Source organism: Roseovarius mucosus DSM 17069 (genome assembly GCF_000768555.3).
In the GTDB taxonomy this organism is placed as follows: domain Bacteria; phylum Pseudomonadota; class Alphaproteobacteria; order Rhodobacterales; family Rhodobacteraceae; genus Roseovarius; species Roseovarius mucosus.
Map to the genome: position 1 here is coordinate 133,095 of NZ_KN293975.1, position 23,352 is coordinate 156,446.

Below are 23,352 nucleotides of genomic sequence, written 5' to 3' on the forward strand. Positions count from 1 at the left end.
GTCAGTTTCTCGGCGGCACGAGTTTGCCGGGGTTGAGGATGTTGAGCGGGTCGAAGGCCTGTTTGATCGTGCCCATCAGCGCCCAGCCCTCCCCGTGTTCGCGTGCCATGTAATCGAGTTTGCCCACGCCGATACCATGCTCGCCCGTGGCGGTGCCGCCAAGGGCCAGGGCGCGCGTGACCATGCGGTCGGAGGCGGCCTTGGCGGCGGCGAGTTCGGCGGGGTTGTCGGGGTCGATGAGCAGGATCGCGTGGAAATTGCCATCGCCGACATGGCCCAGGATCGGCCCCATGACGCCGGATTGGACGAGATCGCTGCGGGTCTCTTCGATTGCTTCGGCCAGACGCGAGATCGGCACGCAGATGTCGGTAACGATAGCGCGCGCGCCGGGGCGAGAGGCTAGGATGGCGTAATAGGCCTTGTGGCGCATGGTCCAGAGGGCATTGCGCGCCTCGGTTTGGGTGGCCCAGTCGAAATCCGATCCGTTATGCTCGCGCGCCAAGGCGCCAAAGCTTTCGGCCTGTTCGGCGGTGCTGGCGGGGGTGCCGTGGAATTCGAGCAGGAGATGGGGTTTCTCGGGCAGGGACATGCCGGAATGGGCGTTGACCGCGCGCACGCTTTCGGTGTCCATCAGCTCGATCCGCGCCATGGGGATGCCGCATTGGATGGTGTCGATCACGGTGGCCACCGCATCGGCCACGCTGTCGAAGGCGCAGACCGCTGCGGAAATCGCCTCGGGCTGGCCCGCGAGGCGCAAGGTGAGTTCGGTGATGAGACCGAGCGTGCCCTCAGCCCCCACGAAAAGCCCGGTGAGATCATAGCCCGACGAGGATTTGCGCGCGCCGGTGCCGGTGCGGATCACCTCGCCCGTGGCGGTCACGACCTCGAGCGCCAGGACATTGTCGCGCATGGTGCCATAGCGGACGGCGGTGGTGCCGCTGGCGCGGGTCGAGGCCATGCCGCCGAGCGAGGCATTGGCCCCAGGATCGACCGGAAAGAAGAGGCCGGAGGCGCGCAGCGCGGTGTTGAGCGCCTCGCGTGTCAGCCCCGGTTGCACCCGAGCGGTCATGTCGGCCTCGGCCACCTCGAGCACGGCATTCATGCGCGAGAAATCGACCACGATGCCGCCGCGAAACGCCTGCGCCTGCCCCTCGAGCGAGGTGCCGGTGCCCCAGGCCACGACCGGCACGCGGTGGCGGGCGCAGATGGTCACGATCTCGGCCACCTCTGCGGTGTTCTCTGGATAGACAACGGCATCGGGCGGGCTGGCTGGAAAATGCGATTCACTTTGGCCATGCAGGTCGAGATCGGACTTGGACAGGGTGATCCCATGGCCTAGAGAGGTTTGCAGGTCGGCGATGGCGCGGGCGATGTCCATGGGGCGGCTTTCTAGATGGGTCGTTGGGCGCAACCTAATGCATGTCGCCGTAAGGGAAAAGCGCGCTTGCCGCGCAGGGAAAGAATCGCGCGAGCCGCGCCGGTTGAGAAGCGCGCGTGCCGCGTGACGGGGAGAGATGCAGGCCGAAGAGTCATCCTTTTGGGTCCAGTTGTACCGGGGCATGGTCGAGAGCCTGCGCGAGGGTTGGCGCGTGCTGCGCAAGCGGGGGCCGAGCCAGTTTCAATTCTGGCTGATTGCCCTTGGCATCGGCATTGCCGCAGGCTTTGCGGCGCTGCTCTTTCGCAAGGGGATCATCGCCTTGCAAGGGTTGGTTTACGGCACCGAGGATGTGGCGCGGCTGCATAGCTATGCGGAACATCTGCCGTGGTACTGGATCCTGGTGCTGCCCATCATGGGCGGGCTGGTGGTGGGGCTGATCCTGCATCGGTTCACCCCCGATGGGCGGGTGCGCTCTGTCGCGGATGTGATCGAGGGGGCCGCGCTCTATGAGGGGCGGGTGGAGCGGCGCGAGGGTCTGGCCTCGGCGGCGGCGTCGCTGATCACGCTGGGCATGGGCGGCTCTTCGGGTCGTGAAGGGCCGGTGGTGCATCTGGCCGGGGTTATTTCCTCTTGGGTGAGCGAGCGCATCCATGCCGATGGGGTCACGGGCCGCGACCTCTTGGGTTGTGCGGTGGCGGCGGCGGTCTCGGCCTCGTTCAATGCGCCCATTGCCGGGGCGCTTTTCGCGCTGGAAGTGGTGCTGCGGCATTTCGCGGTGCATGCCTTTGCGCCGATTGCCATTGCCAGCGTGGCGGGCACGGTGATCAACCGGCTGGAGTTTGGGGGCGTCACCGAATTTACGTTGCCTGAGGCTGGTGTATTGGAATTCTATGCGGAATTGCCGGCCTTTCTGATCCTTGGGCTGGTATGCGGCGTGGTGGCCGCCGCCCTGATGCGGGCGATCTTTCTGGCCGAGGATGTGGCGGGGCATGTGCAGGCGCGGCTGGGCCTGCCGCGCTGGTTGCGGCCCATGGTGGCCGGGGCGCTTCTGGGCGTCATGGCGATCTGGTTTCCGCATATCATCGGGGTTGGGTATGAGACCACCTCGGCGGCGCTGACCGGCAAGCTCTTGTGGCATGAGGCGGCGGTGTTTGCCGTGCTCAAGGTGGTGGCGGTGGCGATCACCATTGGCGGGCGGATGGGGGGCGGGGTCTTTTCCCCATCGCTGATGGTCGGCGCGCTGACCGGGTTGGCCTTTGGCCATGTGGCGACAGCGCTTTTGCCCGACTTGTCCGGCGCGCACACGCTCTATGCGCTGGCGGGCATGGGGGCGGTCGCGGCGGCGGTGCTGGGCGCGCCAATCTCGACCACGATGATCGTGTTCGAGTTGACGGGGGACTGGCAAACGGGGCTGGCGGTGATGGTGGCGGTCTCGACCTCGACGGCGCTGGGATCACGGCTGGTGCGGCGGTCGTTCTTTCTGGCGCAGCTGATGCGGCGGGGTATTCGGCTTGCGGCGGGGCCGCAGGATTACCTCTTGGGCATGTTCCGGGTGGCCAAGGTGATGCGCGCGCCGGATGATGCGCGCGCAGCGGATGCTGACCAGTGCTGGTCCTTGATCGAGCAGGGGGTTTATCTGGACGTCGCCGCCACGCTGGAACAGGCGATGCCGCTCTTCGAGCGGGCGAATGTGCCCTTTGTGCCGGTGGTCACGCTGTCGGGGGGGGATCAGCCGCCCGAATTGTCGGGCGCGCTGTTTCATGTCGATGCGCTCAAGGCCTATAACCGCGCCTTGGCGGCGGTGTCAGAGGAAGAGCACAGCTAAAGCAATTTCAGAAAAAGTTGAGTGACTTTTTGGTTCGAAATTGCGCCAATTCAAACGCTTTAAAGCCGGGTCAGACCCGTTCGACGGTCACCGACTCTGTCGCGTAAAAGGCGATGTGATCCTTGATTTCGGCCACGTCGGGCTTGGGGGATTCATAGCTCCAGGCGGCATTCTCAAGAGTCTGGCTCTTGGTGATGATCGAGAAATAGCGCGCGTCGCCCTTGTAGGGGCAATGGCTGAATTGTTCGGTTTCGTCGAGAAAGGCCATGGCGATGTCGGCGCGCGGAAAATAGATCACGAAGGGATAATCGCCTTCGGTCAATTCCAGCGCATTGCGGCTCTCGGCCAGAACGGCGCCCCCGGCGCGGACCGTCCAGGTGCCCTCGGCCTTGCGAATCGTGATACGTGCCATTGTCCATCCCCTTTTTCTTTTGATCTTGATTTTGGTCTGACGCAGGAACCTAACAGGAATATGTCAGCTTGTCTGCGTTACTTTGTCCAACCATAGCCGGGCCGGAGGCGAAAGCAGAGGGCCAATCTTGTCGCGGCAGGCGGTGTGATAGCTGTTGAGCCAGTCCCGTTCGGGTTTCGTGAGCAGAGTGTCGTCGATGAGGCGGGTATCTATTGGGGTATAGGTCAGTGTTTCGAACCCAAGCTGGGTCGCCCCGTCGCCGCCCGGAGCCGGGTCGAGCGCCGTCACGACGATGAGGTTCTCGATTCGGATGCCAAAAGCGCCCTCGCGGTAATAGCCCGGCTCATTGGAGAGAATCATCCCCGGCTCAAGCGGAGTTTCCGAGAGGCGCGAGAGGCGTTGCGGGCCTTCGTGGACGCAGAGATACACACCAACGCCGTGGCCTGTGCCATGGGCGTAATCCTGATCCGCGAGCCATAGCGGCATGCGCGCGATAGCATCGAGGTCGCGCCCGGCCAGCCCCTTTGGGAAGCGCAGGCGCGAGATGGCGATCATGCCCTGCAACACGCGGGTGAAGGCCGCGCGCTCGGCGGCACCTGGGGTGCCGATGGGCAGGGTCCGTGTGATGTCGGTGGTCCCGTCGAGATATTGCCCGCCACTGTCGAGCACGAGCAACTCGCCGTCAAGGAGGCGGCGGTTGCTGGCCTCGGTCACGCGGTAATGCGGCAGTGCGCCGTTGGGGCCCGAGCCGGCGATGGTGTCAAAGCTGATGTCGAGCAGTTTGCCAGTGGTGGCGCGGGCCTGCTCGAGCTGGCGCACCACGTCGATTTCGGTGAGCGTGCCGGGGGATTGTGCGTCGAACCAGCTGAGGAACTCGCACATCGCGGCCCCGTCGCGCAGATGGGCGGCGCGGGTGGCGGAAATTTCGGCTTGCGTCTTGCGCGCCTTGGGCAGGAGGCAGGGATCAGCGCCCCAGACATGGGGGATATTGGCGGCGTCGAGCACCTGAGCCACGCGCAAAGGCACAGAGGCGCGGTCAAGGCGCACCGGGCCGGGGAGGTTGGCCAGCGCCGCCTCGAACGCGTCGGGGGGGCTGAGCGTGACCTCTGGTCCCAGATGTGCGCGGGCAGCGGCATCCAGCTTGGCGGGGTCGGTGAAGAGGGCGGCGCGCCCGTCATCGTGCAGGATGGCAAAGCCCTGTGCGACCGGATTGCGGGGGATGTCACGGCCCCGGATATTGAAGAGCCACGCGATCGAGTCGGTGAGGGTGAGGACCGCCGATTTCTGGCCAGCCTTGCGCAGGGTTTCGGCCAAGGCTGCGCGTTTCTCGGCAGAATTGGCCCCGGCGAGCGTGTCGGGCCAAGGGGTGATGGCCCCTTGCGGGGGCGCGGGGCGATCGGACCAGATGGCGTCGATCAGGTTGGCATGGGGTTCAAGGCGGATTGCGGTGCCGGTCAGCGCCTCGGTCAGGGCGTCGATCTGTTCGGGGGTATAGAGCCAGGGATCAAAGCCCACCGTGCCGCCCTCTGGCAGATGCTCGCGCAGCCAGGGGCCAAGTCGGGTGTCGGGCCAATCAACGGGGGTGAAATGCGGGATGGCGACCTGCGCCGCGGACCTGCACGTGGTAGCGCCCGTCCGTAAATACACCCGCCACATCCGGCAGCACCGCGCAGAACCCGGCAGAACCGGTAAAGCCCGTGAGCCAAGCCAGACGGTCATCGCAGGGGGCCACGTATTCGCCCTGATGGGCATCGGCGCGGGGCACGAGCCAGCCCGCAAGCCCGGCCTCGGCCATGGCGCGGCGCAGGTGCGCCAGCCGGGGCGGGCCCTGATCGGGGTGTGCGGGTTGGGTGAAGGATTGAAACATGCGTTCTCCTGCGGGGCGGTCGGGGTTTGGGGCGCTGCCCCCGTCCCGGATTTCATCCGGGCCTCCCCCGAGGTATTTCGGGCCAGATGAAACCGGGCCAAAGGAAACAGGCGGGATCAGCCCGCGCGGCGGATGCCCATGACGCGGGCACGGGCGCGCGGGTCGCTGTCAAAAAGCGCGGCAAGCTGCTCGGTCATGGCACCCGCCAATTGGTCGGCGTCGGTGATGGTCACGGCGCGCTGGTAATAGCGGGTCACGTCATGGCCGATGCCGATGGCCAGCAGTTCCACCTGTTTGCGGCGCTCGACCATGGCGATCACGTCGCGCAGGTGTTTTTCCAAGTAATTGGCGGGGTTGACCGAGAGCGTCGAGTCATCGACCGGCGCGCCGTCGGAGATCACCATCAGGATCTTGCGCGCTTCCTTGCGCTGGATCATGCGGCGGTGCGCCCATTCGAGCGCCTCGCCGTCGATGTTTTCCTTCAAGAGCCCCTCTTTCATCATCAGTCCGAGATTGTCGCGGGTGCGGCGCATGGGGGCATCGGCGGATTTATAGACGATGTGGCGCAGGTCGTTGAGGCGGCCGGGCAATTGCGGGCGGCCCTCGGCCAGCCATTTTTCGCGGCTTTGGCCGCCTTTCCAGGCGCGGGTGGTGAAGCCGAGGATTTCCACCTTGACCGAGCAGCGTTCCAGCGTGCGCGCCAGAACATCGGCGCAGATGGCGGCGATGGAAATGGGGCGACCGCGCATCGAGCCGGAATTGTCCAGAAGCAGCGTCACCATCGTGTCGCGAAACTCTGTATCCTTTTCCACCTTGAAGCTGAGCGGAGTGGTGGGGTTGGCCACCACGCGCGCAAGACGGCCTGCGTCGAGGATGCCCTCTTCGCGGTCGAATTCCCACGAGCGGCTTTGCTGTGCCTGAAGGCGGCGTTGCAGCTTGTTGGCAAGGCGGCTGACCGCGCCCTTGAGCGGTTCCAGCTGTTGATCGAGATAGGCGCGCAGGCGTTCGAGCTCGACCGGGTCGGCCAGATCCTCGGCGCGGATTTCCTCGTCAAAGGCGGTGTTGTAGACGGTGTAATGGGGATCGGCATCCGAAATGGGCGCAGGGGCGGGCGGCTCGAGCGGGGCTTCGCCCTCGGGCAGCTCGGTTTCGTCCTGCATCTCTTCGTCGGCCATATCCTCCATGCTGACCTGCGCCTGAGCCGCGTCCTGCTGTTCGTCCTGGCTGCGCTCGGGGTCGGCTTCGGCCTCGGTTTCCTGGCTGTCGTCCTGACCGGTGCTGTCGGGCTCTTCCTGTTCTTCGCCTGTTTCTTCGGCCTCGTCCTGCTGGTCGTCGTCCATGCTGTCGGGGTCATCGCCCAACTGGTCGCCGTAGCCCAGATCCTCGATGATGCGGCGGGCGAATTTGGCGAAAGCGGTCTGGTCGGCGAGGGTATCCTGAAGCGCGCCGAGCGTGCCGCCGGCCTGTTCCTCGATGAAGCCGCGCCAGAGGTTCATGACGTTTTGCGCGCCTGCGGGCATGTCGCGGCCTGTGGCGAGGTGGCGGATGAGGTAGCCTGCGGCGGCGGGCAGGGGGGCGTCGGCGGTGGAGGTGATGCGCTCGAACCCCAGACGATTGGCGTCCTGCGCAATCTTGGCGTCGATATTGGTGGCGGTGCCGGGCATGTCGCGGGCGCCCACCGCCTCGCACCGGGCGGTTTCCATCGCCTCGTAGAGGTCGCGCGCCATGTCGCCGGGGGGCGCGTAGCGGGCATGGGTGCCCGCGTCGTGGAATTTGTGGCGCAGCGCCAGCGCATCGGCGGTGCCGCGCGCCAAGAGCACCTCTTCGCGGCTCATGCGGCGCGAGACCTGCGGCAGGCGCATCGCCTCGCCCGAGAGGCCGCTGGGGTCCACCGAATAGCTGATCGTCAGCTCGGAATCGTCCGCCATCACCTTGGTGGCGTTGGCGAGCGCCTTTTTGAACGGATCGGCGGGGTTGTCGGTGGGTTTGTTCAAGCTCTCGCCTCCTTCGCGATCAACAGGAGAAACGCTCGTGGTCAAATGCAAACTCACGGGGAGCCGAGCATTTTTCTCCGACATAAGGAATACGTCCTGATGATAGATTGAACGCATCGCCGGACAGCTGTGACACGATCGTTTTTCGCGCAAAACGCAGATCGCTACAGGCAAAAGCGCCGCCTCTTGATTTTGTAACCGGATTATAACTGTTTTCCGGGTGGCGCCAGCATATCGCGTTACGCTGTGGATCAAGCATCCACTCTTCCTTCAATGCCGCGCGATTACCCGGATACCAGAGCCATGCATTTCCATTCCGTGCGATATAATTCACTTGAAAACCATGGGCCGAGGAAAATGAAAGGTAAGTGTTTCCGGCCTCTGGGTAGTTTTCAAATTCGATGTTCCTCGCTGCAACTTCATTAATCGCAACCGCCCTTGTGTTGGGCTGCGGCGTTGCGCAACCCGAAATTATCAGAATGGATAAGCAAAGAGCAATCCTGAGCGTCAACATTTCAAATCGGAACGCATTTGATCGATGTTCGTCTTTACTTTTGTCATATCGATTGGCTGGCTCAGATTGCCGCCCGCCATCATACTCAAAAGAAAGTCAGGTTGGCCCTTACAGCCAGAAACATTATTAACGGCTGTAACCATATCAGACATGATCCAGATTTTGCTCCCGGCAGGGGCGACAAGGGCATAAGACCGATCTGGGCTGACAGCGACTTCATATGGAACTCCATTCACCGTTGTAGTTTTACGGGTCTTCCAGATGGCGTCATTGGTAGCTTTGTTCTTCGCGATTTGTGCGCGTTGCTCGGGGGAGGTTGATTGGCCACACCCCACCAGAGCTATCACGGCGAGTGTCGACAGGAATGTCAAAAGCTTCATGTTTTTTCCTATTGGTTGTAGTTACCGCACTTTCACATTCGCGGCACTCTCGGGCAGTTCCTCGTCAAAGCAGCGCTGGTAGAATTCGGCCACGGTCTGACGCTCCAACTCGTCGCATTTGTTCAGGAAGGTCAGGCGGAAGGCGTAGCCCACATTGCGGAAGATATTGGCGTTTTGTGCCCATGCGATGACGGTGCGGGGGCTCATGACGGTGCTGAGTTCGCCATTCATGAAGGCGGTGCGCGAGAGGTCCGCGACCGTCACCATGCGGCTGATGGTCTTGCGCCCGTCGGCGGTGTTGTAGAGCGGGTTCTTGGCCAGCACGATGGCGGTTTCGGCATCATGGCTGAGATAGTTCAGCGTGGCAACGAGCGACCAGCGGTCCATCTGGCCCTGGTTGATCTGCTGGGTGCCGTGATAAAGCCCGGTGGTATCGCCCAGACCCACGGTGTTGGCCGTGGCGAAAAGACGGAAATAGGGGTTGGGCGAGATCACCTCGTTCTGGTCCAGAAGCGTGAGCTTGCCGTCGGCCTCGAGCACGCGCTGGATCACGAACATCACGTCGGCGCGGCCTGCGTCATATTCGTCGAACACGATGGCGGTCGGGTTGCGCAGCGCCCAGGGCAGGATGCCTTCGTGGAATTCCGTCACCTGCACGCCGTCGCGCAGCTTGATCGCGTCCTTGCCGATGAGGTCGATCCGGCTGATGTGGCTGTCGAGGTTGACGCGCACGCAGGGCCAGTTGAGCCGCGCGGCGACCTGTTCGATATGGGTCGATTTGCCGGTGCCGTGATACCCTTGGATCATCACGCGGCGGTTGTGTGAAAATCCGGCGAGGATCGCAAGCGTGGTGTCGGGATCGAATTTATAGGTCGAGTCCAAGTCCGGCACGCGCTCGGTTCGGGTGGCGAAACCCTTGACGATCATGTCGGTGTCGATGCCGAATGTCTCGCGGACCGAGATTTCCTCGGTCGGTTTCGCGTTGATGTCCATCATTCCGTCAGCCATTACGCCGGTCCTTCAATCGGGTCGTTTCTCAGGTCTCGTCGTGCAACATATCGCAGCAGAGGGCAAGGGGAAGGGGCAAGATTGCGCTGGCCTTATGACGGGGGTGCGTTTGGCCTGATCCCGCGGTCAGTCGGTGCTTTGAGCGATGTCGGCGAGGGTTTCGGGGTCGAGAATCCGCACCATGCCGCGCTCAACGGTCACGATCCCACGCCGCGCCAACGCATCGAGGCGGCGCGAGACCACTTCGCGGGCAGAGCCGATCATCACGGCGATTTCGGCATGGGTGGCATGGAGCGTGCCGCCCGCCGCCCGGTCGAGTAGGCATTGCGCGAGGCGGGTCTCAATACGCTGAAAGGCCACGCGGTCGAGCAGGTGCATCATGGATTGCAGACGTTGCGCGAAGGCGGCGAAGACGAAATGCCGGAATGCGTCGGAGAGATCCATGAGCCGCAAGAATGTGTCGCGGGGCACGAGCACAAGTTCGCAAGCCGTGCGCGTGATCGCCTCGCCGGAGTAATCGTCGCCGCCCATGAGGCCCAGGGTGGATTGCACGCAGCTCTGCCCCGGCTCGACCGCATAGAGCAGGAGTTCGCGCCCCGAAGCGCCGGTAAGATAGACATCGACCCGGCCCGAGAGCATGACCACGAAGCCCTTGACCGTATCGCCGGGGTGAAAGAGCACGGTGCCCGCAGGCGCGGCCATCGGCGTCAGGCGGTCGAGCAGGGCGCGCGCCTCGGGGTCGAGCGGCGGCAGGCCGGGCGCGCGCGCCACCCATGCCATCAGCCGCGCCCGCGTTTCTCGAACCGGGGCAGCATGGCCGAGAAATCGCGGCCCGCGCCATCCTCGGTCTCGACGAATTGCGTGTAGAGGTCACAGGCGGCGCGGCCCATCGGCGTGTCGGCATCCGCCGCCTCGGCCGCCTGTTGCGACAGGCGCAGGTCCTTGAGCATGAGGTCGGCGGCAAAGCCCGGCTTGTAATCGTTGTCGGCGGGGGATTTGGGGCCCACGCCGGGGGCCGGGCAATAGGCGTTCATCGACCAGCTATAGCCCGAAGAGGTCGAGACCACATCGAACATCGCCTGCCGATCAAGCCCCAGCTTGTCGGCCAGGGCAAAGGCCTCGCAGGTGGCGATCATGGTGACGCCGAGGATCATGTTGTTGCAGATCTTGGCCGCCTGACCATTGCCGGAGGGGCCGCAATGCACCGCCTTTTGTCCCATGATGTCAAAGAGTTCACGGGCGACGTTAAAGCCCGCCTCATCACCGCCGACCATGAAGGTGAGCGTGCCTGCTGTGGCCCCGCCGACGCCGCCCGACACGGGCGCATCAAGGGCCGAGAGACCCGCCGCCTGTGCCTCTGCCGCCACATCACGGGCGCTGGCGACATCGACGGTGGAGCAGTCGAGCAGCACGGCGCCGGGGGTCATGGCCGGGATCACCTCGGCGGCGACGCGGCGCAGGATGGCCCCGTTGGGCAGCATGGTGATGACAACGGCGGCATCGCGCGCGGCCTCTGCGGCGCTTGTGGCCATGGCCACGCCGTCGATCTTGACCTCTGCCATGTCAAAGCCGGTGACGTCATGGCCCGCGCGGGCCAGATTGGCCGCCATCGGCGCACCCATGTTGCCCAGCCCGATAAACCCGATCTTCATGTTCCTGTCTCCTCCAGCGTCAGGGCGTTTTTGCCCAAGGGTTGCAGCATCTGCGCGACCGCTATGCCGGGCAGGCTGTCAAGCCCATGTTTCCAGTTCGGTTTTCTGTCCTTGTCGATGATCGCGGCGCGGATGCCTTCGAGGAAATCGCCCTGTTCCATCGCACGATAGGTGAAACGGTATTCAAGGCCAAGGGCGCGCGTAATATCGGCGGCGGGGCCGCGCAGGCGGTGGATCATCTCGATGGCGCAGGCCATCGAGAGGGGCGAATTGCGGCTGAGGAGTTTCAATGTGTCGCGGGCGAAATCGCAATCCTCGGCGCGCAGGGCGTTGAGGATGTCGTGCAGGGTCTCGCCACCGAAATGGCGGTCGATCCGGGGGCTGAGGGCGCGCAAGGCACCGGGGGCCGGTGTCTCGGCGTGGACGGCGATCACGGCCGGATCGCCGGTCTCCACCAGGGCGGCGGTGAGGGTGGGCCACTTGAGCTCTGGCACGTAAGTATCTGCGAAACCGGCATGAATGGCATCATCCGGCCCCATGCGGCTGCCGGTGGTGCCGAGGTATTCGCCCAAGCGTCCGGGGGCGCGCGCAAGGATCAGCGAGCCGCCTACATCGGGCACAAGGCCGATGCCGCATTCGGGCATGGCGATTTGCGTGCTCTCGCAGGTGACGCGGTGCGACCCGTGACAGGAAATGCCCACGCCGCCGCCCATGACAAAGCCCTGCATCAGCGCGACATAGGGTTTGGGATAGTGCGCGATCTTGGCATTGAGCCGGTATTCATCGGCCCAGAAGCGGCGGCCAAAGTCGTAGTCGCCCGCGCGCCCGGTGTCGTAAAGCTGCTGGATGTCACCGCCGGCGCAAAAGGCCTTGTCGCCTGTTGCGTCGATCAGGATGAGGGCCACGTCATCCTGGTCGCGCCAGTCATCCAGTGCCGCCTCGATGGCGGTGGCCATGTCATAGCTCAGCGCATTCAGCGCCTTGGGGCGGGTGAGGGTGATGCGCCCGGCGCGGCCCTCTTTGCGGATGTGGATATCGGCGCTCATTGGTCCGCCAGCAACTGCCGCGCCACGATCAGGCGCATGATCTCGTTGGTGCCTTCGAGAATTTCATGGACGCGCAGGTCGCGGACCAGTTTCTCGATCCCGTAATCGGCAAGGTAGCCGTAGCCGCCATGCAGTTGCAGGCATTGGTTGACCACGCGGCTGCCGGTTTCGGTCACGAATTTCTTGGCCATGGCGCAGAATTTGGTGGCATCGGGCGCGTCATTGTCGAGCTTCCACGCCGCCTGACGGAGGAAGGTGCGGGCGGCCTGAAGCTCGATCTCCATATCGGCGAGGCGGAATTGCAGCGCCTGAAAGTCGTTGATGGGCCGGCCAAAGGCGCGACGCTCGGCCATATAGGCGAGTGTTTGGGTGAGACCCTGCTGCGCCGCACCAAGCGAGCAAGCGGCGATGTTGAGCCGCCCGCCGTCAAGGCCATTCATCGCATAAGTGAAACCTTTGCCTTCTTCGCCCACCAGATTCTCGGCAGAAATGTTGCAATTGTCAAATTGTACCTGTCGGGTTGGTTGGCTGCGCCAGCCCATTTTATCCTCGAGCCCACCATAGCTGAGGCCCTCTGTGCCCGCTTCGACATAGACGGTCGAGATGCCCTTGGGGCCGTCAGCGCCGGTGCGGACCATGACGACATAGGCATCGGAATAGCCGCCGCCCGAGATGAAAGCCTTGGTGCCGTTGAGCGTATAGCCCTCGTTGGTGCGCTCGGCGCGGGTCTTGAGGGCGGCAGCGTCAGAGCCGGAACCGGGCTCGGTCAGGCAATAGGACAGGACCGTTTCCATGGTCAGGGCGCGGGGCAGAACGCGCGCCTTCATCTCTGCGCTGGCGAATTTGTCGATCATCTTGGCGCACATGTTGTGGATCGACAGGAAGGCCGCAACCGAGGGGCAGGCCATCGACAGCGCCTCGAACACCAGCGTCGCATCAAGGCGCGAGAGCCCCGAGCCGCCCGCCTCCTCGCTCACATAAAGACCGCCAAAGCCAAGGGCCGCGATTTCCGGCCAAAGCTCCTTGGGGATGGTGCCGGCCCGTTCCCAATCGCGGGCATGGGGCGCGATGCGGTCCTGTCCAAAGGCATGGGCCATGTCGAAAATGGCGGTCTGTTCCTCGGTAAGGGCGAAATCCATCGGCGGCTCCTCTACGCTGAAATGAACGGCTGTTTAATTAAAAACTATTTCAGAACTATTGCAAAGGGGGGTGTAGCGTGACAGCGAATGTAGCGTGTGTGTAGCGTGACAGCGAAGTTTGCAGTGAATTACAGTGAAGTTTACAGCAACCGGTTTTTGAGAGAGCGGCGGCTCTCATCGCCGGCCCAGAGCTGCCGTCTGCCTGAAAGTCCGGTTTCGCGCCGCAGCTTCACGGAACCGGTCATTAGATCTCGAGCGCAACAATTGCAGGCTTCATACGACAGCAAAGCGGAAAAAGCGGACTTTGGTCGTGTTCCCGGATCGTGTAGATTGAGCAGCACAAATAGGGAGCGTTATATTGAGCGGAGTAAAGGATCAGGCTATCGACGAAGGCTTATTCAATAGTCAGTCGTTTGATTCTCAGGTTTGGTTTCAATGCCCCGAATGTGAAACGGACGTGCATATCACAGTCAGAGTACCGGAACCGGATTTTTCCGGTGAAAAAGCCTCAGACATGATTTCGGACGGTGAAGTGGAGTTACACTGTACTGCATGTGACGCAGTTTTTGACGGCTATGCATATGCTGGCCCCAGCCATTGCGACATTCATATTCCTGACCATCCCAACACCGCTGTGCATGCAGATATGCCATACTATTCACAGCCATCTGATGCGGATGAATGGGAAAACTATGTCATTCCAGAGAACCCGCATGAGATTTTCAGGTCTACTATTGGACAGCTAAGGGGTATTTTGGAAGACCACGTGAACGATCATGTAAAAGGCCTTCTTATTCGCATGGTCTTTTCACAGGCGATTACAGCCTTCGAAGCATATTTCTGTGATACACTGATAAAGAATGTAACGGCTTCTACAACAGCCATGCAGTTGCTGCTCGCAAAAGATGGGCCTCTATCGCAAGCTAAGTTTCCGCTGACTGACATTTTGGCAAACCCGGAAATTGTTAAAGATGAAATACAAATGAGCCTTCGAAACCGACTTTATCACAAAGTTGCCGAAGTCGCACGACTATACGAGAACGCTTTGAAAATATCCATCGTTCCAAATAGGGTAGACCTGGAACGACTAAAGATCGACATCGGTTATCGGCACGACTGTGTCCATAGGAATGGCGTAGACAAAGAGGGCCATAAATTAACTGTCCTGACTAAAGGTTATGTTGCAGAGACCCTTTGTGTTGTTGAGAGATTTGTTGAGCATACTCAGAAAGAGATTCACGGAGATGAAATCTGGTTTTGACACGGATAGCTTCGCTCATCGATCTCCAAGCGCTACTATTAACCATACGCTCTTTGTTTTTATCTCACCATTCCCTCTTGGAGCTGCAAGCAAGCGGCAGCGTCAAATGCAAGCAACCCAGTAAGGATCTGCGTTGTCTCTGACAAAACAGAGCTCCTAGTCTCCGAGGTTTTCATTTTGACTTTATGGGCGATGGAGCCCCTTTTTGTTCCGAAGGCGTTCAATGCAGCGGATACGGTTAGATCAACCTGTTCGGGATCAATTCCAATCTGCAAAAGCAGTTTTCTCTGATCGGCAGTGGTAACGCCGTGGTTCGCTTGAATATCAAGGGTGAGATTTGCCACTGCACTTGAAGCAAACCCAAGTAGGTCGGACGCCATCGAAGACTTTATTTTGCGCCGCGCAACGTCACCTTCAACTTGGTGCATCGCCTCAGAGGTAACAAGACTCAACATTGCTCGACAGACTCTGTCGTCCTTTTTAAGCTGCGAATGCGCATTTCGGGATACGACCGTGACGATTTCCTCTATGTACTGTTCAAAGGCGGCGTGAGCTAGAAGCACGTAGGATTGTACTTTCAAGTGATCAAGCGGGCTTACACATTCGCTCTCAGGAACTCGTGCGAGAATTTTTCGAATATTTCTGAGGGACGCGACAAGCGACTTGTATGGTTCAGTTGGTGACTTCATTTGCAATCGCCGGCAGATTGAGTTGAACACCAGTTATTTCAGAAACTTTTGCATAAAAACTAGCGAACCTTGTGTGTGTTGAGGCAACTGACTTGGTCGTTGTCTCAACAGCCCTCCTGAAAGCATTTGTTGCTGATGTCTGTTCAAAACCGTTGACAAATTCTGCCGAATTGTTGCGTGCCCAAGCCCGAACTTCAGGGTTCGCCAATGCTCCGACAAGGACATCAAAAAGCGCTCTATTGAATCGGCTTTCGTATACTCCATCCACAAATTTCCGACAAAACTTCTTGTCGGGAAAAATTTCTATACCTGCGGCGATGGCGTCATTCATGTTGCTCAGACGTGATTTAATAGCTTCAATCGCGCCTTCATTTTCAGCCATCTCGGTGTTGTAGCGTGTGCATAACTCATCAAGAAACTTCTTTAGATCGCCAGCGTAAGTGAGCTTCGGATCAGAAAACGCGAGAAACCGCGCGGCTAACTCGACATCGTTCATTCTTGGGTCTGGGCTTTTCTTGGAAATCAACTCGTGTAGCGGTCCAACTTGATCTGTCCATTGAATGATGAACTTCAAAAAATCTCCCGGATACAGCGACATCCTCAGTTCCATCGGAGATAATTTCACGGAACCCGAATTGAGACGATGGAATATCTCGTATAGTATTCTATCGTCTTCCCAGCCTCGGATCACCGCTGTCCTTTGTGTTTGGTTTAGTAACTCGAACCGCCAGTCCTCATTTTTTTCAATTTCTTCCCATGTCTGTCCCTCAAGGTCAGATAGTACTCTAAGGTTTTTCAGTCGGAACTTTTGCCCGCTGGGTAATTCTCCATCTATAAATTCCTTGATGGTCAACAGTCTTTGTTTGCCGTCCAGAACTAAGAATGACTTACTGCTACCACCACTGGCCGATAGAAGAATCTGCGGGATCGGAATCCCTAAGAAGAGTGACTCAATGAAGCTAATCTTGGCTCTTGAAGACCATACATTTCGACGTTGAAATTCTGGTGAAAGGTTTATTTGGCTGCCGATTTGTCTATACAGAGTCTCGATTGTCCAGTCGGTCGGTGAGATCAAAAGAGACGAGAACTCCGCTGCCGTTACATTCGAGCTTTCACCTTCTTCGGTTGGTTCCAATTCCTCGAATTGCTCGTCTCTGTCTTCGTAAGCCATACCAACCTCCTGCTCATTTTATCTCACTCTAAGTGTAACCGGCTAGCAGTCAATCAACTGTCGACTTTTTGCAGTATTGCGCTTGTCCGCTTCCTTTGTTCGAGGTTTTACGCGCTGCAAATGCAGCTAGTGCCCGCAGTTCCGCCCTACCTGCGCCGGATTTCTGAGAGCCTGCTATCGGCCCGCCTCGGGCTGAATCCGATCATTGTTCCGGAATGCGAACGACAGTTTCAACCCCTCTTAAACACCCCCCTAAACACCCCCTTTCACTCCACATACCGAAACCCCTGCACGGCGCGGAAATGCCCGCCGTAGCCGGTCCCGGCGGGCTTCAGGCCTTTGCGCGCCCGGGCGGCGGCGAGGGTCTTCATGCTGCGCTCCTTCGATTCGGCGTAGAGGATGGCCGAGACCTGCGCCCAGAGGGGATCGCGGCGCAGGGCGGCGGCGAGGCCCGGGTGCGAGGTGTGAAAGAGCATCGGCATCGGTTTGTCATAGCGGTTCACGCCGCGCCGCCAGAGGGCGCAGACCTCGTTGAGAAAGCGCAGGCCCAGCCCCGCGCCCTGCCATTCGGGCATGACGACGAGGCGACAGGCGCGCCCCTCGACCAGCCCCGGCCGGGTCGAGACGGCAAGATGCGCCACCGGCGCGCCGTCGACGAACCCCACGTAGTAATTGGCCGCGATCATGCGGGGCAGCTTCAGGTAGTGATGCGGCTCAAAGGCGGGCCAGAAGGAGCCGTCTGTCTGGTGAATGTCCATGGCAATGCGCGGTGCCCGTCGAAGACGCCTCCAGCGGAACTCGGCGCGGCGGGTGTCGATCACCCAATCGGGCTGCAACCAGGACACCACGTCCTCGTGACAGGTGACGGCGACGAACTGGCCGGTGCCGCGCCGCCATGCCTTGGCAAAGGCGGCGGCCCCGATCTGGGCGACGCGCCGGTCGATGGTCGAGGTGAATTCGTCGAGAATGGCAAAGCTCGGCCGCTCGGCCAGAATGCGCGCGAGCTCGGCGCGGAACTGCTCGCCGGTCGAGAGGTGAGGTTAGGCAATAATTCCGTTCAAAGCCAATGACTTTGCCGCAATCAGCGTGGCGTGGAATTTCAGCAAGCTGATTGTTGTGAAGTTCAACGACGATTTGAAGAGCGCAGACAGGATAGGGTCATACTTGGCAGTTTTCTTGAGGGGGAGTTGAAACTCCATCACCCCCTCGGTTTTCATCCGTCTGTCAGGAGTGTTTCCAACGGCCGTTCGCGCCGCCCTCGAGGGCTCCGGCACCGGCCATCGCACCATTGAACTGGCCGATAGGCGTGGCACCCTCTAGAAAGTTGATCTGGAGTATGCCACCGCCTTCACCGGCGCCCTGTACGTGGAACCCAGTTGTTCTTTTGAAGAACGGATCCCAAGCAGTATAGGCGGTGTAGAGGAACCCAATTGCAGAACCGCCCGCTGCGCCGAGGCCCCAAATTGACTCGTCGAATGACCAGACCTTGTATGGATCTTCCGTAGGATTGCAGGTCACGTTGCCGTAGATCAAACCCATGACAACTGATCCCTTCGCACCTATGGGCGCGAGCGCCGTGGCAGCCGTCGCTTGCGCGACGAAATGTTTCAGCTCGCCTTCGGGCACACGGCCTTTCAGGCCGCCTTCCATCAGCAGGTTTTTATAGATCGTATGATCTGGTGAAAATTCTTTGGCGTCCATTAAATCTCTCCTTGTCAATTTGCCATGTGCCTCATCGAATCGCTTCGACACGCACTTGGCTGACTGAAGCTTCAGCTATAAAGTGCATAAAATCAAATTATTTCAATCCATAGTGGTGTTTGCTGTCGTTGGCGCTTACTGAGTTGGGCGGATCAAAGGGCAAGATCCGGTCATTCGAACGCGGGTCGGACGTGCTCGAGCCAGGGGCGCGAGCGAGGATGTCCCGCTGCCCGAGGAGCCGACGATGAGGCCGATCTGCCACGGGCGGGCGGCCAGATCAGCCTCGACCTCGATGCGGAAATCCGCGTCGCCCTCGACGTTGAAGAGGCTGGAGACCCGGGCGGCGCGATAGGTGTCGGGAATGGGGCTCGCGTGGTGAATGGCGAGCTTCATGTCACCACCACGCGGCACTTGAAGCCTTGGCGGCGCAAGCGGCCAAAGGCGTCCACTTGGGCGGCCGCCGTCAGACCGCGCCTGTATATTCTCCGCGCGCCGGGTAGTTGTTCTTGATCGCGAAATCCAGCGCTCCGACGAGTTCCGAGAAATGCGGCCGAACGAAGGGCATGGTCTGGACCGAACCGTAATAAAGCGACTGTTCCGGTGTGACCATGAAGAGGCCCGGTTCAGAGAAGAGAGCCGGCTCTTCGATCCCGATCGAGGTCTTGCCCCGCGAGGTCGAGATATACAGCCCCCATTCGCGCGCCTTCGCCAGAGAGAGGTCGTAGGCAAAGCGCAATGTGTCCGCGCCGATCCTGGTGGCCATCTCCCGGGCGCGATCCTCGCCGTCCGAGCTGACCGCGATCGTGCCGACACCGCGTTCGGCGAAATCGGCGACCCGTTTCTGGAACTCGGTCAGGTAGGTGGCGCAGATCGGGCAATGCAGCCCGCGATAGAAACAGATCACGGTGCCGCGGGGCGAGGTCTCGGACGACAGCTCAAAGGTGCCGTGATCGAGCGTCGGAAGCTTCAGATCCGGGGTTTTCTGGCGGGGAACAAGCATCAGGTGTCTCTCCATTAGGAAGGTTGCGCCCTCTCAGTATCAGACTTATGATCATCAAAATCCTGAAAATCAGACCGAAAAACCCAGATGGAACGATACGACCGACTTACGACCCTGATCGACAGGTTCAAGCTGGCTGTGAGGCCAGCGCTGGCGGAAAACGCGAACCTGGTTGTCTGCACGGCCCCCGACGGCACACCGCACCAGGCGTGCTTTCGGACGCGCGGCACCGGTTTGCCAACGAATGAGGCCCCGGTCCTCTTTTGGGCGCTCGTCGATTGGAGCGGTGCGCAAAATCCCTTTCTGACCGCGCTTCCCGAAACGGTCGCGATTGATCTGCAGCGTGATCCGGACAGCATTGGACTGGTGCGAATGATGCAATCCGAGATCATCGGGCAACGATGCGGCGTGGACTCCGTGTTGAGCCGTCTTGGCGAAGTGCTGATCGTGCGGATGATGCGTGCGCAGATCGAGGCCGGACACACACGACCCGGACTTCTCGCCGGCCTCTCGGATCAGCGCCTGAGCCGGGCCATCGTCGCGATGCACGACCGTCCGGGGCAGGCGTGGCGCAACGAGGATCTCGCGCTGCTCGCCGGCATGTCCCTGAGCCGGTTCGCCGAGAGGTTTTTGGCGGAAGTGGGCGAACCACCAGCCTCTTATCTTCGGCGCTGGCGGCTGACATTGGCGCGGCAAGACATCGCGAAAGGACACCGGGTCGACGTGGTTGCGCGACGCTATGGTTTCTCGTCAGTGGAGGGATTTTCAAGGGCGTTCAGAAAGCACCACGGCGAGACGCCGATCGCGCTGCGGCGTGCACAAGGCGCATATACGAAGAACGAGCGTCCGGTTTTGAAGGATTGACAAAATTAGGACAATCGTCCTAAATTTTATCTGACCTTATCTGACCTTATCTGACCTTATCTGACCTTCAGGCAGGTGCCCATGACCCGAACCAAGACGCGTGACCTTATCGAGCAAAAAGCGGACGACCTGTTCTATGAGAATGGGTTCGAGGCGACATCCTTCGCGGATATTGCGGATGCGGTCGGGATTTCGCGGGGCAACTTCTACCACCACTTCAAATCCAAACACGACATCCTTGACGCCGTCATCGACCGGAGGCTGGCAAAGACGGCGCGCATGCTCGAGAGTTGGGACGCCGACAAATTGCCCCAGGCGCGCATCTTGTCCTTCATTCGCATCCTGCTGACCAACCAGACCAGGATCATGGCCTTTGGCTGTCCCGTGGGTACGCTCACGACAGAACTTGCAAAACTTGATCACGTCGCGCAATCGCGTGCCGCCGAGGTATTTACCCTGTTTCGGGATTGGCTCGCCGACCAATTTCATGCGTTGGGCCATGGCGACGAGTCCGTATCTCTTGCACTCCACCTTCTTGGGCGTTCGCAGGGCATTGCGGTCATGGCCTCTGCCTATCGTGATGAAACCTATCTGCGGGCCGAAGTGGCCGCACTTGAAGACTGGCTCGATACTGTCACGACAAAACATCGCTGAAAGGCTAACCATGTTCATTATCCTGCTCAAGTTCTCCGCGAACAAAGCCGCCGCCAAAGACTTTATGGCGGGACACAACCAATGGATTGCAAACGGTTTTGCCGACGGTGTTTTTCAATGCGTTGGCTCGTTGACGCCCGAAGGGGGCGGCGCGATCCTGGCTATCGGCGAAAGCCGTGGGGAGGTTGAGAAACGCGTGAAGGCCGATCCATTCGTCATCAACGACGTCGTCACCGCCGAATTCATTGAAGTGGACGTCAAAAAGACGGCACCGGGCCTCGACGCCTTGAAAGGCTGAGCGATGGAGAAGTTGGTCACAGGGCCGGATGGCCAGCCTCGTTGTCGCTGGTGCAATGCTGCGCCCGAATTTCTCGACTATCATGATACCGAATGGGGCTTTCCGATTTCTGATGACATTCGGCTGTTTGAAAAGCTCTGCCTTGAGAGTTTTCAGTCCGGCCTGAGCTGGCGCACGATCCTGAACAAACGCGAGAATTTTCGCGCGGCTTTTGCCGGTTTCGACTACACGAAAATAGCGGCCTTCGGGGATGCGGACCGGGCGCGCCTGATGGCGGACACAGGGATTGTCCGAAACAAGAGCAAGATCGAGGCGACCATCAACAACGCGCAGCGTATGGAGGAACTGGTCGAGAAAGAAGGTTCGCTTGCGGCATTCGTTTGGCGGTTTGAACCCGCACCAGATACCCTTGCGGAGCCCCAGACCATGTCGACCTCCGCCGCCTCGCGCGCTTTGGCAAAGGAACTGAAAAGGCGGGGCTGGAAATTCCTGGGACCCACGACGATTTTTGCGTTCATGCAGGCGACTGGACTCATGAACGATCATGCGGAGGGGTGCGTCATTCGCGACAAGGTGGAGCGGGCAAGACATGGATTTGTAAGGCCGCCTTGTTGAGGATCGCCACAGAGTAGAGGTGGGCTCAATCCAGCCTTGCACCGAAGATCAGGGGGCAGCATTCGGCGCAGGTGCAACGCCCCTGCAACACCCGCCCCCCCCCGCACGTCACGGAAAAGGCCGCCGGGCTGATCCCGGCGGCCTCTGGGGTCTATGTGCGGCGGGCTGCGATTGGGACACGCTGGCCCGATCCACTCAGAGCAAGAGCACCTGCGTGCCGACCTCGACCTTGGCGAAGAGTTCCTCGATATGCTCGTTATAGAGGCCGATGCAGCCCGAAGAGGATTGCCGCCCGATCTTGCGGGTGTCGTGGGTGCCGTGGACGAGATAGGCGGGCCAGCTGAGGTAGAGCGCATGGGTGCCCAGCGGGTTGCCGGGGCCGGGGGGCATATAGGCGGGCAGGGTAGGATCGCGTTCGCGCATGGATTGGGTCGGTGTCCAGTCGGGGCCGACGCGCTTGCGCACGATCTCTGTATAGCCGCGGCGCGTGAGGTCCTCGGTCATCGGCACGGAGGAGGGATATAGCGCGTAGGTCTCGCCATCCGGTCCCCAGTAATGCAGCGCGCGGCTGTCGATATCGGCCAAGAGAGCGCCCTTGCCCAAACTGTCGAAATGGTCGCGCCAGTCGCGGGTGACAAAGGCGGACGCGTTGCGGCGGTTAGTGGTCTCGGGTTCGGCGCGCAGGATACCGGGGGTTGCAAGGGCTGCAACGCCGGTGGCTATGGCATGGCGGCGGGTCAGAAGGCCGGGTTTCACGGGATTTCATCCTCTCTGTGGTGACTGCTGCACGCTACTTAAGGAGGATGGCGGCAAAAGCGAAGAGCTGCGGGGGCGGATACCCGGACACGCTCACGGGATTGTCATCATGGAGAGCTTTTTGATGTCGCCATGCCATTCGCCCCAAGATTGCGCGACAGGCGGTTTTATGGTCTCTTGCCAAGATAAGGCGCTTTGATTTCAGCATACATATTTCAAGGGGGCATTGCGATGCCAGAGGAACACCGGGTTGCCGTGGCGGTCATTCACGGCATGGGCAGCCAAGGCGACCGGCCGCAGGCGGCCAATGCCGTCAGCTTTTCCCGCGATCTTTACGCGGGCTTGCGCAAGCGGATGGGGGCTACGCGCTTTGACACCTTGGTCGGATGGCGCGAGATTTTCTGGTCGGACATCCTGCAAGAGCGGCAACAGCAGTATATGGATGAGGCATTGGCGGGCGAGGCCAACTGGATGGCTTGGCGGGATTTCGTGATGCACCGGCTGGCCGATGCTGCCTCTTACCGGTGGGAGAAGGGCGATCACGCCTATGTCTATCCGGAGGTCCATGCCCGCGTGTCGAACGCCATCGCGCATCTGGAAGGGGTGACGGGGGGCCGCGCGCCGCTGATCGTGCTGGCGCATTCGCTGGGCGGGCACATCATCTCGAACCATATCTGGGATTTGCAGAAGGGGCACACCACCGCCCCCACCCCGTTTCAGCGGTTCGAGACCATGGCGGGAGTGATCACCTTTGGCTGTAATATCCCGGTCTTTACGTTCAGTTGCAGGCCCGGAGAGGTCAAGGCCATCGACCGTCCCGGCACCGCCATTCCGGCGGGCAAATGGTTCAAGCCGTGGTGGATCAACCTCAATAGTCGCAATGACATTCTGGGAATGCCTCTGGCGGGGGCAGGCGGGGGTTATGCGGCGCTGAAAGAGCGCGGAGAGTTGCGGGATCGCTGGATCAGCGCGGGCAATGCGCTGAGCGCGTGGAACCCGCTGTCGCATAATGCCTATTGGGCGGATTCCGATGTCCACGGCTCGGTCGCGGCGATGATCGAACAGGCGATGCAGATCGGGCCGGTGGGATAACGGGTGAGGTCATGAAAAAGGCCCCGGCGTGATGCC

At 60.6% G+C, this 23,352-nt stretch carries 25 protein-coding genes and 1 pseudogene; 8 read left to right on the top strand and 18 right to left on the bottom strand.

Going from position 1 to position 23,352, the window contains the following annotated elements; all coding sequences use genetic code 11:
- Window position 1 precedes the first annotated feature (1 nt).
- Window positions 2–1,378: an FAD-binding oxidoreductase gene (locus tag ROSMUC_RS00660; protein WP_037268437.1), complete on the bottom strand. Its 1,377-nt coding sequence runs from the start codon at window positions 1,376–1,378 to the stop codon at window positions 2–4.
- Window positions 1,379–1,559: 181 nt separating this feature from the next.
- Here ROSMUC_RS00660 and ROSMUC_RS00665 point away from each other — a divergent pair, with 181 nt between their 5' ends.
- Entirely contained in the window at window positions 1,560–3,203 is a 1,644-nt protein-coding gene (locus tag ROSMUC_RS00665) for a chloride channel protein (RefSeq protein WP_245875081.1), read from the top strand.
- A gap of 70 nt (window positions 3,204–3,273) precedes the next feature.
- Here ROSMUC_RS00665 and ROSMUC_RS00670 read toward each other — a convergent pair whose 3' ends face one another.
- The 10 genes and pseudogenes from ROSMUC_RS00670 to ROSMUC_RS00710 form a co-directional block, all read right to left on the bottom strand.
- Complete coding sequence (locus ROSMUC_RS00670) at window positions 3,274–3,615, bottom strand: DUF427 domain-containing protein (protein ID WP_037268438.1); 342 nt, start codon at window positions 3,613–3,615, stop codon at window positions 3,274–3,276.
- Between the two features lie 63 nt (window positions 3,616–3,678).
- Window positions 3,679–5,482, bottom strand: a pseudogene (locus ROSMUC_RS00675) (aminopeptidase P family protein).
- A 116-nt stretch (window positions 5,483–5,598) separates the two neighbouring features.
- On the bottom strand, window positions 5,599–7,476 hold the full coding sequence (gene cobT / locus ROSMUC_RS00680; RefSeq protein WP_037269736.1) for a cobaltochelatase subunit CobT: 1,878 nt from the start codon (window positions 7,474–7,476) through the stop codon (window positions 5,599–5,601).
- 19 nt (window positions 7,477–7,495) lie between these two features.
- Entirely contained in the window at window positions 7,496–7,990 is a 495-nt protein-coding gene (locus ROSMUC_RS20765; RefSeq protein ID WP_146005655.1) for a hypothetical protein, read from the bottom strand.
- On the bottom strand, window positions 7,984–8,370 hold the full coding sequence (locus ROSMUC_RS00685) for a hypothetical protein (RefSeq protein WP_037268439.1): 387 nt from the start codon (window positions 8,368–8,370) through the stop codon (window positions 7,984–7,986). The genes ROSMUC_RS20765 and ROSMUC_RS00685 overlap by 7 nt, the downstream gene beginning before the upstream one ends.
- Before the next feature lie 21 nt (window positions 8,371–8,391).
- Window positions 8,392–9,378 carry a cobaltochelatase subunit CobS gene (gene cobS, locus ROSMUC_RS00690; RefSeq protein ID WP_037268442.1) on the bottom strand — a complete coding sequence of 329 codons (987 nt, stop codon included), beginning with the start codon at window positions 9,376–9,378 and terminating at the stop codon, window positions 8,392–8,394.
- 126 nt (window positions 9,379–9,504) lie between these two features.
- Window positions 9,505–10,158, bottom strand: coding sequence for a Crp/Fnr family transcriptional regulator (locus ROSMUC_RS00695; protein ID WP_037268445.1), 654 nt, complete (start codon window positions 10,156–10,158; stop codon window positions 9,505–9,507).
- Window positions 10,158–11,030: a 3-hydroxyisobutyrate dehydrogenase gene (gene mmsB / locus ROSMUC_RS00700; protein WP_037268447.1), complete on the bottom strand. Its 873-nt coding sequence runs from the start codon at window positions 11,028–11,030 to the stop codon at window positions 10,158–10,160. The genes ROSMUC_RS00695 and mmsB overlap by 1 nt, the downstream gene beginning before the upstream one ends.
- Window positions 11,027–12,076 carry an enoyl-CoA hydratase/isomerase family protein gene (locus ROSMUC_RS00705; protein ID WP_037268448.1) on the bottom strand — a complete coding sequence of 350 codons (1,050 nt, stop codon included), beginning with the start codon at window positions 12,074–12,076 and terminating at the stop codon, window positions 11,027–11,029. Before ROSMUC_RS00705 ends, mmsB begins: the two co-directional genes overlap by 4 nt.
- Window positions 12,073–13,215, bottom strand: a complete 1,143-nt coding sequence (locus tag ROSMUC_RS00710; protein WP_037268450.1) for an acyl-CoA dehydrogenase family protein — start codon at window positions 13,213–13,215, stop codon at window positions 12,073–12,075. The genes ROSMUC_RS00705 and ROSMUC_RS00710 overlap by 4 nt, the downstream gene beginning before the upstream one ends.
- Before the next feature lie 358 nt (window positions 13,216–13,573).
- Here ROSMUC_RS00710 and ROSMUC_RS20770 point away from each other — a divergent pair, with 358 nt between their 5' ends.
- Window positions 13,574–14,476 carry a hypothetical protein gene (locus ROSMUC_RS20770; RefSeq protein WP_146005656.1) on the top strand — a complete coding sequence of 301 codons (903 nt, stop codon included), beginning with the start codon at window positions 13,574–13,576 and terminating at the stop codon, window positions 14,474–14,476.
- Window positions 14,477–14,535: 59 nt separating this feature from the next.
- Here the strand turns inward: ROSMUC_RS20770 and ROSMUC_RS20775 are convergent, their stop codons facing one another.
- The 3 genes from ROSMUC_RS20775 to ROSMUC_RS00735 form a co-directional block, all read right to left on the bottom strand.
- A complete protein-coding gene (locus ROSMUC_RS20775) occupies window positions 14,536–15,165 on the bottom strand; it encodes a HEPN domain-containing protein (protein ID WP_146005657.1) in 630 nt (209 codons plus the stop codon).
- Window positions 15,149–16,336, bottom strand: a complete 1,188-nt coding sequence (locus tag ROSMUC_RS00730) for a DUF262 domain-containing protein (protein WP_037268459.1) — start codon at window positions 16,334–16,336, stop codon at window positions 15,149–15,151. The genes ROSMUC_RS20775 and ROSMUC_RS00730 overlap by 17 nt, the downstream gene beginning before the upstream one ends.
- A 266-nt stretch (window positions 16,337–16,602) precedes the next feature.
- Window positions 16,603–17,181, bottom strand: coding sequence for a GNAT family N-acetyltransferase (locus ROSMUC_RS00735; protein WP_245875082.1), 579 nt, complete (start codon window positions 17,179–17,181; stop codon window positions 16,603–16,605).
- Between the two features lie 9 nt (window positions 17,182–17,190).
- Here ROSMUC_RS00735 and ROSMUC_RS21240 point away from each other — a divergent pair, with 9 nt between their 5' ends.
- Window positions 17,191–17,406 (top strand): hypothetical protein, encoded by a 216-nt coding sequence (locus ROSMUC_RS21240; RefSeq protein WP_245875083.1) that lies wholly within the window; start codon window positions 17,191–17,193, stop codon window positions 17,404–17,406.
- A gap of 154 nt (window positions 17,407–17,560) precedes the next feature.
- Here the strand turns inward: ROSMUC_RS21240 and ROSMUC_RS00740 are convergent, their stop codons facing one another.
- From ROSMUC_RS00740 to ROSMUC_RS00750, 3 genes are all read right to left on the bottom strand, one after another.
- Window positions 17,561–18,037, bottom strand: a complete 477-nt coding sequence (locus ROSMUC_RS00740; RefSeq protein WP_037268462.1) for a hypothetical protein — start codon at window positions 18,035–18,037, stop codon at window positions 17,561–17,563.
- Window positions 18,038–18,172: 135 nt separating this feature from the next.
- Window positions 18,173–18,430, bottom strand: coding sequence for a hypothetical protein (locus ROSMUC_RS00745; protein WP_037268465.1), 258 nt, complete (start codon window positions 18,428–18,430; stop codon window positions 18,173–18,175).
- A gap of 70 nt (window positions 18,431–18,500) precedes the next feature.
- Complete coding sequence (locus ROSMUC_RS00750) at window positions 18,501–19,037, bottom strand: peroxiredoxin-like family protein (protein WP_037269742.1); 537 nt, start codon at window positions 19,035–19,037, stop codon at window positions 18,501–18,503.
- Between the two features lie 87 nt (window positions 19,038–19,124).
- On the opposite strand from ROSMUC_RS00750, the gene ROSMUC_RS00755 reads away from it, so the two are divergent.
- From ROSMUC_RS00755 to ROSMUC_RS00770, 4 genes are all read left to right on the top strand, one after another.
- Window positions 19,125–19,901, top strand: coding sequence for an AraC family transcriptional regulator (locus ROSMUC_RS00755; RefSeq protein ID WP_052115204.1), 777 nt, complete (start codon window positions 19,125–19,127; stop codon window positions 19,899–19,901).
- Between the two features lie 81 nt (window positions 19,902–19,982).
- Entirely contained in the window at window positions 19,983–20,555 is a 573-nt protein-coding gene (locus ROSMUC_RS00760; RefSeq protein ID WP_037268468.1) for a TetR/AcrR family transcriptional regulator, read from the top strand.
- 10 nt (window positions 20,556–20,565) lie between these two features.
- On the top strand, window positions 20,566–20,853 hold the full coding sequence (locus tag ROSMUC_RS00765; RefSeq protein WP_037268470.1) for a YciI family protein: 288 nt from the start codon (window positions 20,566–20,568) through the stop codon (window positions 20,851–20,853).
- A 3-nt stretch (window positions 20,854–20,856) separates the two neighbouring features.
- A complete protein-coding gene (locus tag ROSMUC_RS00770; RefSeq protein WP_037268472.1) occupies window positions 20,857–21,468 on the top strand; it encodes a DNA-3-methyladenine glycosylase I in 612 nt (203 codons plus the stop codon).
- A 195-nt stretch (window positions 21,469–21,663) separates the two neighbouring features.
- Here the strand turns inward: ROSMUC_RS00770 and ROSMUC_RS00775 are convergent, their stop codons facing one another.
- On the bottom strand, window positions 21,664–22,224 hold the full coding sequence (locus tag ROSMUC_RS00775) for a L,D-transpeptidase (protein WP_037268475.1): 561 nt from the start codon (window positions 22,222–22,224) through the stop codon (window positions 21,664–21,666).
- 231 nt (window positions 22,225–22,455) lie between these two features.
- Between ROSMUC_RS00775 and ROSMUC_RS00780 the strand changes: the two genes are divergently transcribed.
- Window positions 22,456–23,316, top strand: coding sequence for a hypothetical protein (locus tag ROSMUC_RS00780; RefSeq protein WP_037268476.1), 861 nt, complete (start codon window positions 22,456–22,458; stop codon window positions 23,314–23,316).
- The last annotated feature ends 36 nt before the right edge of the window (window positions 23,317–23,352 follow it).